This is a genomic window from Anabaena sp. UHCC 0399, assembly GCF_034931465.1.
In the GTDB taxonomy this organism is placed as follows: Bacteria; Cyanobacteriota; Cyanobacteriia; order Cyanobacteriales; family Nostocaceae; genus Trichormus; species Trichormus minutissimus.
Genome location: NZ_JAYGGZ010000015.1, coordinates 98,737 through 108,510, shown reverse-complemented (window position 1 = coordinate 108,510; position 9,774 = coordinate 98,737). Strand labels below are relative to the sequence as shown.

Annotated in this window: 12 protein-coding genes; 8 read left to right on the top strand and 4 right to left on the bottom strand. The window is 40.8% G+C overall.

The window, feature by feature from the left end:
• The first annotated feature begins 84 nt into the window (after positions 1–84).
• Positions 85–753, top strand: coding sequence for an AIM24 family protein (locus VB693_RS10970; RefSeq protein WP_323266289.1), 669 nt, complete (start codon positions 85–87; stop codon positions 751–753).
• A 105-nt stretch (positions 754–858) separates the two neighbouring features.
• Here the strand turns inward: VB693_RS10970 and VB693_RS10965 are convergent, their stop codons facing one another.
• Positions 859–1,263 (bottom strand): DUF5684 domain-containing protein, encoded by a 405-nt coding sequence (locus tag VB693_RS10965; RefSeq protein WP_323266288.1) that lies wholly within the window; start codon positions 1,261–1,263, stop codon positions 859–861.
• Between the two features lie 340 nt (positions 1,264–1,603).
• Here VB693_RS10965 and VB693_RS10960 point away from each other — a divergent pair, with 340 nt between their 5' ends.
• From VB693_RS10960 to VB693_RS10950, 3 genes are all read left to right on the top strand, one after another.
• Complete coding sequence (locus VB693_RS10960) at positions 1,604–1,909, top strand: cupin domain-containing protein (protein WP_323266287.1); 306 nt, start codon at positions 1,604–1,606, stop codon at positions 1,907–1,909.
• A 335-nt stretch (positions 1,910–2,244) separates the two neighbouring features.
• A complete protein-coding gene (locus VB693_RS10955) occupies positions 2,245–3,210 on the top strand; it encodes an acetamidase/formamidase family protein (RefSeq protein WP_323266286.1) in 966 nt (321 codons plus the stop codon).
• A 24-nt stretch (positions 3,211–3,234) separates the two neighbouring features.
• Complete coding sequence (locus tag VB693_RS10950; RefSeq protein ID WP_190696129.1) at positions 3,235–3,606, top strand: sulfite exporter TauE/SafE family protein; 372 nt, start codon at positions 3,235–3,237, stop codon at positions 3,604–3,606.
• 66 nt (positions 3,607–3,672) lie between these two features.
• On the opposite strand, the gene VB693_RS10945 is transcribed toward VB693_RS10950, so the two are convergent.
• A complete protein-coding gene (locus VB693_RS10945; protein ID WP_323266285.1) occupies positions 3,673–4,914 on the bottom strand; it encodes an HhoA/HhoB/HtrA family serine endopeptidase in 1,242 nt (413 codons plus the stop codon).
• Positions 4,915–4,955: 41 nt separating this feature from the next.
• Between VB693_RS10945 and VB693_RS10940 the strand changes: the two genes are divergently transcribed.
• The gene (locus VB693_RS10940; RefSeq protein ID WP_323266284.1) at positions 4,956–5,126 is read left to right on the top strand and encodes a hypothetical protein; all 171 of its coding nucleotides are present in this window, start codon (positions 4,956–4,958) and stop codon (positions 5,124–5,126) included.
• Complete coding sequence (gene menB, locus VB693_RS10935) at positions 5,092–5,925, top strand: 1,4-dihydroxy-2-naphthoyl-CoA synthase (protein WP_323266283.1); 834 nt, start codon at positions 5,092–5,094, stop codon at positions 5,923–5,925. The genes VB693_RS10940 and menB overlap by 35 nt, the downstream gene beginning before the upstream one ends.
• A 250-nt stretch (positions 5,926–6,175) precedes the next feature.
• Here menB and VB693_RS10930 read toward each other — a convergent pair whose 3' ends face one another.
• Positions 6,176–6,490 carry a hypothetical protein gene (locus tag VB693_RS10930; RefSeq protein WP_190696111.1) on the bottom strand — a complete coding sequence of 105 codons (315 nt, stop codon included), beginning with the start codon at positions 6,488–6,490 and terminating at the stop codon, positions 6,176–6,178.
• A gap of 354 nt (positions 6,491–6,844) precedes the next feature.
• Complete coding sequence (locus VB693_RS10925; protein WP_323266282.1) at positions 6,845–7,402, bottom strand: DUF721 domain-containing protein; 558 nt, start codon at positions 7,400–7,402, stop codon at positions 6,845–6,847.
• A 123-nt stretch (positions 7,403–7,525) separates the two neighbouring features.
• Here VB693_RS10925 and VB693_RS10920 point away from each other — a divergent pair, with 123 nt between their 5' ends.
• Both VB693_RS10920 and VB693_RS10915 read left to right on the top strand, forming a co-directional pair.
• On the top strand, positions 7,526–8,743 hold the full coding sequence (locus tag VB693_RS10920) for a hypothetical protein (RefSeq protein ID WP_323266281.1): 1,218 nt from the start codon (positions 7,526–7,528) through the stop codon (positions 8,741–8,743).
• Positions 8,744–8,947: 204 nt separating this feature from the next.
• Positions 8,948–9,646: a PspA/IM30 family protein gene (locus VB693_RS10915; protein ID WP_323266280.1), complete on the top strand. Its 699-nt coding sequence runs from the start codon at positions 8,948–8,950 to the stop codon at positions 9,644–9,646.
• Positions 9,647–9,774: the final 128 nt, after the last annotated feature.

The window sequence follows — 9,774 nt, the reverse complement described above, 5'->3', positions numbered from 1 at the left end:
CTAAATTTCTGACTTGCCATCTAGAAAAAGAGATGCCAAAACTATAGGTAAATTCTGCAAATTTGGTACAGTCAGGAAAATAAAATGGCAAATTTTGAAATTATTGAACGAGAAAGTTTACGTTTAGTTAAAGTTACATTACAAAACGAAACAGTTCGTACTGAATCTGGGGCAATGTATTATATGCGTGGCAATATTACCATGCAATCTAAAGCACCCTCAGCCGGGGGCTTTTTAAAATCTCTAGCCACAGGAGAAAATATTTTCCGTCCCACTTATACAGGTACAGGCGAATTATATTTAGAGCCTTCATTGTCTGGATATCACATTTTAGAATTAGACGGTAATGAATGGATACTAGACAGTGGTGCTTATTGGGCTAGCGATGGCAATATTGAAGTCGGAATTGAGCGCAATAAATTAGTGTCTGGCTTAATTGGTGGAGAAGGTTTGTTTCAAACCAAAGTCAAAGGTAGAGGGACAGTAGTAATGGTGGCGCAAGGGCCTGTAGAGGTGGTCAACTTGCGAAATGAGCGATTAGTAGTGGATGGTAACTTTGCGATCGCCCGGACAAATACTATAAACTATCGCGTTGACAAGGCTACTAAATCTCTCTTAGGTTCAATGACCTCTGGCGAGTTTTTAGTTAATACTTTTGAAGGAACTGGTACTGTCTTGCTTGCACCTATACCTTATTGGCAAGTAATGATGTTACGCCAAATTACAGCAGCAATTCCCAACACTTCGAGGTAATAATTATCAGTTGATTGCAGCAAGGAATTAAAATTTAAGCATTTACTATGGCATATTTTTTGACTTAAAATTTTAATTCCTTTAATTCTATTGCTGAATCAGCAATTAACCAAAAGCAAAATTGTATAAAATTACAAAGTTAACTAAAGGCACAATCATTAACAAAATCAGCCAAGGATTTTTACCTAATTTCTTGACAATATTGACAAAGGCGATAATCAAGAAAATTAAAGCCACAAAATTCACCAGAGGTATGAATAATCCGATAATCCACCAAGGAGACTGATCGCCTGCTTTTAACATGATCCAAGTATTGAGAATGGGAACCCAAGCAAACCAAGCGTTAGCTTCTCCTAGCTTTTGATAAATTGTGTAGAAGCAATAAGAACCAAAAACATAGCCCACAAGCCCAAATATTAAACCAAATAAACCTCCAGCACCAGCTCCAGCACTTGAGTCACTTTGAGCTAAAAGATAAACTAAGCTCCAATCATAAGTAAGTAGAAACACTTTTATCCTTTGGGTAACATAGTAGTGATTGCCACTTTACTTATCTTATAAATATTGATTTAAATGATAATTTAACTAAAATTTTGGTTTTACGTAAATAAAATACACAGTGTAAAGTTTTTGCAACAAAAAGTTAATAGAATTACTCACCAAAATCAGACAACATCCCCAATTTCTAGCACTGCAAATTGATGCAGATGTCACAATCGGCGATGTTACCCAATTTCTCAATGCGCTTGTCTAGACGGAAATCAAATGTAAAATTTTTGGCTATTTGCTGCTTCGCTACAGCAATACAATTTAAATTTGTGCTGATGGGCGTGGATGGAAGAGGTGGTTGATGGAGAAACATAATCTTCTGGACTTGGCAAATGGCATTACTGAAAGCTGGAAAAGCTTTAACATCAGTCAAGTGAATGGCAATAATGTTCGCCTCAGAATCATGGAGGATGTAACAGCACGTTGGCATTCACACGATGCAAGTGATGAGTTGTTCTATGTGATCTCAGGTACTGTTCACATTGATACTGAAGACGAAACGCATACACTTAATGCCAATGAGCTTTTTGTAGTTAGAGCCAAAACTAAACATCGCGCTAGAGTTGAAGGAAGGGCAACAATACTTGTGATAGATAATATTTCGTGAGCAATGGTGATTTGTCTACAGTTTTTACAGGACAATTCATGTTTTAGAACCCTATGTGCATACCCTATTATCGCAGCTATCAATATCAAGGATGAAGGTTTAGGACTTTTGGCGGGAGGGCATCTCGCTACTGCTTCTGGAGAAAGAGTCAGACCAAGTAAAGGCACTGCTTTTACAAGGCATTTTTCTATGAAGGAAGAATCCCCACGCCTTTAGGCTGGGGAGTTGTCAAGCAACGCCCTTATGACTAGCTGCTAGAGATATTTATTGATATCTAGAATCACTATAATCCCGCTATTCTAATCAATACTACTGACAAAACAAATATAGCGGTAATGACCCACCACATTTTAAAAGCCACCAAATCAAATGTGCATCTAGGGGGTTTCTCTCACAGACTAGAACCTGTATTAACTATTGATTCTGGCGACACAATTGACGTAGAAACCTACACTGGTTACTACATTTATGACAAAGCACCACCAGAATTTATCACCCCTGAATTTTTAGATATCTGCAAAAACTTACCTCCAGAACGCAAAATTGCCACAGGACCCCATTTACTCACAGGGCCAATTTACATCAGGGATGCAAAACCAGGTGATATTTTAGAAATAAAATTAGAAGCGATCGCACCTAGTTTACCAGTCGGGTTTAATGCCATTCGTTCAGGTTGGGGAGCATTACCCAATCAGTTTACTCAACCTGCTTTGAGATTTATTCCCTTAGATTTAGTCAACAAAACCGCCGAATTTCCGATTAATAGCGGGATCAAAATTCCCCTCAGACCTTTTTTTGGGATTCTTGGTGTCGCCACCCTAGAAAATGAGCGATCGTCTGTTCCCCCTGGCTGTTATGGTGGTAACATCGACAATCGCGAACTACAAGCAGGCTCACGCATATTTTTACCTGTTTTCGTTCCTGGAGGATTATTTTCTATCGGTGATGGACATTCTGCACAGGGAGATGGGGAAGTAAATGTCACCGCCATCGAAACTTCTATGAACGGCCGGATTCAAATTAAACTCCGTGAAAATTTACCAATTAAAACACCCATTGCAGAAACACCAACTGATATTATCACAATGGGGTTTGCTCCAACATTAGATGCAGCTTTAGAAATGGCTCTGAAAAATATGATTGATTTTCTAGAGCATTTTGTCAATTTATCACCAGAAGACGCTTATGTTTTGTGTAGTTTAGCCGTCAATTTTCGCATCACCCAAGTTGTAAATAGTCCCAACAAAGGTGTACATGGTATGCTTCCCAAAGCTATCTTGTCACCTAAAATCAGTTTATAGTTAAGACAAAACTCACAGTTTTCTATGTCTAATTTACTCATTCAACTATTGCTAATTGGTTTAGCTGCTGGCGTTGCAGGTGGAATGTTTGGCATTGGTGGTGGTGCAATTATGGTGCCGGCAATGGTGTTATTAATGGGAATGGATCAAAAATTTGCTACTGGCACATCCATCGCCGCCCAAGTATTACCAATTGGGATTTTAGGAGCAGCAGTTTACTATCGTAGCGGTAAAATTGATATTAAATATGCAGTGATTATAGCTATTGGGCTAGTAATTGGTAATCTGTTTGGAGCGATGTTTGCCAATCAGCCATTTATAAGCAGTGCAATAATGAAAAAGCTTTATGGCATATTTTTGTTAGCTATTGGTATACGGTATTTATTCATACGTTAGGGAGATGGGAGATTGGGAACTAGGAAAACATTCTCCCTTGATTCTCCCTTGTCTCCCCTAAACCCCTTACTGTAATTTCTCAGTGGGGAAAGCACCCGATCTGATAGCTAGGTTGACATTTTGCCCTTTACGTTTTAATGCTAATTGCAACTGTTCGCCGACTTGCGTATTTTCTACTGCTCTTTGAACACTACTAGCATCGGTGACTGATTGACCGTTCAGTGATTGTATGACATCACCTGCACGTATTCCTGCTTGAGCAGCTGGTGAGTTTGGCATCACTCTGACAATTAAGACACCTTTATCTTCATTAATACTCAAACCACTGTTAGGGTCAGAGTTGATATTTTCCTTGATTTGCGGAGTCAACCCGACCATTTGAATACCCAAGTAAGGGTGTTGTACTTTACCTGTAGCGATTAATTGGTTAGAAATTCGTTGTACTGTTTTAATCGGGATGGCAAAACCTAGTCCTTGTGCGCCTTGGATAATAGCTGTGTTCATCCCAATCACCTCACCACGAGCATTGAGTAATGGCCCGCCAGAGTTACCAGGGTTAATGGCTGCGTCAGTTTGAATATATTCTACGCGCTTATCAGGTGCGCCAATTTGATTACTAGAGCGTCCAGTTGCGCTGATGATACCTGTAGTTACTGTATTATCTAAACCTAAAGGATTACCGATCGCGATCGCCCATTCTCCTGGTTGTAGTTCGTCAGAGTTACCCAATTTTACTATTGGTAAATTCTCAGCCTGAATTTTGATCACCGCTACATCGGTTAATTCATCTTTGCCTAACACCTTACCTTGAAAGCTACGCCCATCTTTGAGTATGACTCTCACGGTATCAGCACCATTAACTACGTGAGCGTTGGTGAGAATACTACCATCTGCGCTAATGATAAAGCCAGAACCAGTACCACGTTGTACTCTCTCTTGGCGTTGCGGTACTTGAGAACCCAAGAAGTCACGGAAAAATGGGTTGTTAAATTCTTCAGGTAAGGATGTTCTGACAGTGCGAGACGCTTCAATTCTCACTACAGCTGGCCCCACTGTCTGCACTACCTGCGTGACAAAGTTAGCATCTGTCAAAGTTGGTAAAGGTGGTGCTGCATCAACTCGACTCACCGCCAAGTTAGATGCACTCTTGGTTAACTGCTGATGGTTTCCAGCTAGATAACCACCTGCTAAGGTCATCCCCGAACCTAGAAACACTAGTGATAGAGAAGCGGCTGTTTTTTTCCAAGGTGCGTAATTATGACGTTTACTATTTAATGGGTGAGAATCATCTTGTACTTGGTTTTGCATGGCTATCTTAAACAATATCAATATGTATTACTAATGTAGCGATGCTTTATTACAGTTATGTTGCGCTCATATTGCGGCGATATGAAGTCAATATTAATAATGAAACTGTTTCGTTAGCGATCGCAACACCCTACGTCCGCGATAAAATTCTCAAGCACCAGAGCGGACTTCATTCCCATGCAAATCAACTGGCAACCTGTGAAAACCTATGAAGATATCCTATATCACAAAACCGACGGTATCGCCAAAATTACCATTAACCGTCCCCACAAACGTAATGCTTTTCGACCGAAAACCGTCTTTGAACTCTATGATGCTTTCTGTGATGCTCGCGAAGATACTACTATTGGCGTAGTTTTATTTACAGGTGCTGGCCCCCATACTGATGGCAAATACGCCTTCTGTTCAGGTGGTGACCAAAGTGTGCGAGGACAAGCTGGCTATGTAGATGATGCTGGCGTTCCTCGCTTGAATGTGTTGGATTTACAACGCCTGATCCGTTCCATGCCGAAAGTCGTGATTGCCCTTGTCGCTGGGTATGCGATCGGTGGTGGACACGTTCTCCACTTAATTTGTGACCTAACTATAGCCGCAGATAATGCAATTTTTGGTCAAACAGGTCCGAAAGTTGGCAGCTTTGATGGGGGTTTTGGTGCTAGTTATATGGCCCGGATAGTTGGACAGAAAAAAGCACGAGAAATTTGGTTTCTTTGTCGTCAATATGATGCCCAACAATCTTTAGATATGGGTTTGGTAAATTGTGTTGTCCCAGTAGATGAATTAGAAACAGAAGGAATTAAATGGGCAGAAGAAATTTTAGAAAAAAGTCCGATTGCTATTCGTTGTTTAAAAGCTGCATTTAACGCCGATTGTGATGGACAAGCTGGTTTGCAAGAACTGGCCGGAAATGCCACTTTGTTATATTACATGACAGAAGAAGGCTCTGAAGGTAAGCAAGCTTTTCTAGAAAAACGCCCGCCGAATTTCCGCAGTTTTCCTTGGCTACCTTAAACGACTTCCAAGTAAGCAGAAGTAGCAGGGGGAGCAGAGAAAACAGAGCCACTGGAAGAGGAAAAATATGAGCATTCTCTTCGCTCTCAAAATTGGCTAATTTAATTTCTGTAATTTCTGAAACTAAAAAATCGCACCTCTAGACAGGGTGCGATTTTTCCAAATGTTGCACTTGACAGCACTAAAAATTTTAAAATCAAATTTTAATTTGTTACAGACTGCACATAGAGTCAGGTAATATTAATGTTGGTTAGATAAATACTGTCTCAACTTTTGTTTGTTCAGAAGTGGCGGCAGTCTTTTCCTGAGTAGAAACAAAAGTATCGTGATCTAAAGTTGATATTTGACAATCAGATTTAATTAAAACTGGTGTAGCATCTGGTAAACTCCAAGCATCTTCCAACGTTTCCCAAGACGGGGCAAAAGGTGGCAGTGCTAAAGAGCAAGCCTTCCAATTAGCTTGGACTGGTGCGCCCAACTGTTGGCAATTTCCACCACGACGGCCTTCTGGCTTATAGTGGCGGCAATATCGACAGGCAGATGTCAAATAATTAATAGGTTTCATTTGGGTTCATCTTTAACGCCGTCTAGGGCTAATTTCTGTCTTTTTATTTTCCTTCTAGATATAAATACGTAATGAACCCATAACCCGTGATTATATCTAGATCATAGCCTTTTTCTGCTAAAATAAACTTTAGATTGTTTTTAGATTTGTGTTATATTTTTCAATATTTGCTGTAGTGGTCACATATAAATTATTGCCTATAACTCATTGGGGATCAACGGTAAAAACAAAGTTTTAAATGTTATGCAAATTTTCAACTAATCTATAATATGTATCTTTTGAGCTATTTACTTACCATTTTATAGGATATACAAGTAAATTTAAATACTAAAAGTAGATTTTTAGCTCAAGCCTTCAAATATTGTTTGATGATTGTTTAACACTACATAAGGCACATACACCCCAACGCTGAAGTTCACCGGGTGGTGTGGGAGATTGACATTGAGAACAAAGGGGTAAGCCTTGCGATCGCGCCTGCCTGATCCTAGACCAAGACTCAAAAGCCTGATTGGCATTTTGCTCAGTAGTTTTACTAACAGTGGAATAATTATGAATGTCACCTAAGTAACTAGGATGTTCGCTGGGTAAGAAACTAGGTTGTGGCTGTGATACCTCTTTTGACTTTTGCCAGCCAGCAGTAGAAAAGCGCATATCCACCAAAGACATAGATAACTTTGCATTTAACTTCACAAGTAATGCTTGACGGCTAAATGTCAAATTCTGCGCCCAAGCCGCGCTAGAAGTTGCCACGCGTAACACATCACGCTGCATTGATAATGGGCGAGAGTGTTTAGCCGCAACCGTACCAACAATTTCTGCCCAGGACTGGATGAGAAGTTGAAATGGGTCTTCCCGCCATTTAGCTTGCTGTTCCAGAATACCTAAAATATCATTAATTGGTTTCAAAGACATCTTGTCAAAAAGTAGTAAAAATAAAGATTAGTTCTGGGATCTATACTAATCAACAATTTTCGTTACGATTGGCACAAAATTATCTAAAGTTAATCCAGCAGCCCACGTTGGAGGCATGAGGCAATGAGTCAAAAACCCCTGATCGATTCTGGTACGCGATCGCCTAAAAAACCTAGTTTGAAGCCAGCATTAGCAGCAGCACTAGGGAGTTTAGAAGTACAGTTAGAGCAAGAATTAGCCCGTTACCGCCGCTCACGGATGGGAGTGAGAACAACCAGCCAGTCCTCAGTACATACTTATGTCAGCAGTCCGCCTCAAGATGTGACGACAAAAACTACCACAGTGGGTAATCCTCAGCCCCCAAGAGTAGAAATTAGAAACGATACAACCCCTGTTCCTGAAACCCCACCAGAACAATCAGCACTAACAACTACCAACAAACAAACACCAGAACATACATCGGTATCTACTCACACCGAATCCAACATCCAGATTCCTCTACCTCTACCCAACCTTGCTATTAGCATAGTTCCGGCCAGTACCCAGACCAATCAAAATGACAAGCTTTTAACGAATGACACTCCTAGTCAGCCGGATGACTACCTAGAATCTAGTGAAGCACTACTACGTAGTTTAACGGATGAGCAGTCATCAGCCGACAACCAACCAAGCAATTCTAGTGATAGTCTACTATCACCTTTGGGTATAGGTTCTATGCTGCTGTTATTATTAGCCAGTCTGACATTAGGCTATGTGGTATTTAACCCGAAGAGTTTACCCCAACTAAATCTGAGTAAATTATTCAACAGTAACTCCTCTCCCAGGAGCGAAAATCCAGACGCAGTTGGAACAAATGCCCAGCCCCAACTCCAGCCAGAAGTCACACCCATACCCAAATATCCCAACCTAGCCGCCCAAGAATTTCCTGAAGTCAGAGACCCTAATGATGTAGTTGGCTTGCAACCAAAAATTCAACCAACAATAGCACCATTAAACCCCCTTGCCATCCCCACACCGGTTATTCCTCCTTTAACACAGGTACAGCCGTTACCACCATTGAATATATCCCCAACACCCTTACAACCCCTACCGCAACCCACAGCTACACCAACCCAGTCAAACGTAGAAATCAAACCCGCAGCAGATGGACGATACTACATAGTGACCGACAATCAAGAAGCAAGTTCTCTGGCGGCTGCACGAAAAGTAATTCCGGATGCTTACTTATCAAGTGGTAATAAATTAATTTACTTGGGCGCGCTGAAGACTAGAGAAGAAGCACAACAAAGGCTAAAACAACTACAAGCTAAGGGAATTAAAGCCAGGGTACAGCAGCCATGAGCAGTAATAATTTGCGATAGGATGGTTAAGACATATAGAAAATCGCCTATCTGTTAACCGTCGCTTCGCTCAATTCAAAATTATTTTTTGGAATTTTGAATTTGGAATACTTTACATAGCCGAGAAGTATTCCCACGACAAGCTCAGTAAAAGTTTTAAATTTCCCAAAGGGAATGACTGGCAAAGACCGAATGGAGAGCTGACATGGAATTAATCAAGCGTATCATGCGAGTGATTAACGCTAATCTCAATAGTTTGCTGGGCAGTACCGAAGATCCAGAAAAAATTCTGGAACAAACCGTCATGCAAATGCAGGAAAATTTAGTGTTGTTGCGGCAGGGAGTAGCCCAAGCGATCGCCACCCAAAAACGCACTGAACGGCAAGCTGCATCTGCCCAATCAACAGGAGAGGAATGGTATCGTCGCGCCCAATTGGCTCTCAATCAAGGTAATGAACCCCTAGCAAGAGAAGCCCTAACTAAACGCCATGCCTACCTAGAAACTGCAACAGCCCTGACTAACCAAATACAGCAGCAAAATGATGTAGTAGCCAGACTTAAGCAAGATATGCGGACACTAGAGTTAAAAATTTCCGAAGCCAAAACTAAAAAAGATATGTATATTGCCCGCGCTCGTGCGGCGGAAGCATCCTATAAACTGCAAGATATGCTAAGTGAAGCCTCTGCTACCAGTAGCTTGGGTGCTTTTGAGCGTATGGAAGAAAAAGTTTTACAAATAGAAGCTCAATCAGAGGCGATCGCTCAACTGGGTGGTGATGACTTAGAAAAACGATTTGCCTCTTTAGAAGCTACTAAGGACGTTGATAGCGAACTAGCAGCTATGAAATCTCACCTCTTACACGACACTGAAAATACACAGCAACAAAAACTGCCCCCAATTTAAGCATCTGAAAAATAAGAATCTGAAAAATTGGGCAACTTTTAAATCTAGGAGATATCTTAGCAATTATATAGGTGTCAGGATGTACTGATCCAAACCGGAAAGATTACATTAAAAATGGAAGTTATTAA

What these genes read in the sequence shown, in the direction of transcription:
- VB693_RS10970 (WP_323266289.1), top strand. Translation starts at nt 85, where the DNA reads ATGGCAAATTTTGAAATTATTGAACGAGAAAGTTTACGTTTAGTTAAA.
- VB693_RS10960 (WP_323266287.1), top strand. Translation starts at nt 1,604, where the DNA reads ATGGAGAAACATAATCTTCTGGACTTGGCAAATGGCATTACTGAAAGC.
- VB693_RS10955 (WP_323266286.1), top strand. Translation starts at nt 2,245, where the DNA reads ATGACCCACCACATTTTAAAAGCCACCAAATCAAATGTGCATCTAGGG.
- VB693_RS10950 (WP_190696129.1), top strand. Translation starts at nt 3,235, where the DNA reads ATGTCTAATTTACTCATTCAACTATTGCTAATTGGTTTAGCTGCTGGC.
- VB693_RS10945 (WP_323266285.1), bottom strand. Translation starts at nt 4,914, where the DNA reads ATGCAAAACCAAGTACAAGATGATTCTCACCCATTAAATAGTAAACGT.
- VB693_RS10940 (WP_323266284.1), top strand. Translation starts at nt 4,956, where the DNA reads ATGCTTTATTACAGTTATGTTGCGCTCATATTGCGGCGATATGAAGTC.
- menB (WP_323266283.1), top strand. Translation starts at nt 5,092, where the DNA reads ATGCAAATCAACTGGCAACCTGTGAAAACCTATGAAGATATCCTATAT.
- VB693_RS10930 (WP_190696111.1), bottom strand. Translation starts at nt 6,490, where the DNA reads ATGAAACCTATTAATTATTTGACATCTGCCTGTCGATATTGCCGCCAC.
- VB693_RS10925 (WP_323266282.1), bottom strand. Translation starts at nt 7,402, where the DNA reads ATGTCTTTGAAACCAATTAATGATATTTTAGGTATTCTGGAACAGCAA.
- VB693_RS10920 (WP_323266281.1), top strand. Translation starts at nt 7,526, where the DNA reads ATGAGTCAAAAACCCCTGATCGATTCTGGTACGCGATCGCCTAAAAAA.
- VB693_RS10915 (WP_323266280.1), top strand. Translation starts at nt 8,948, where the DNA reads ATGGAATTAATCAAGCGTATCATGCGAGTGATTAACGCTAATCTCAAT.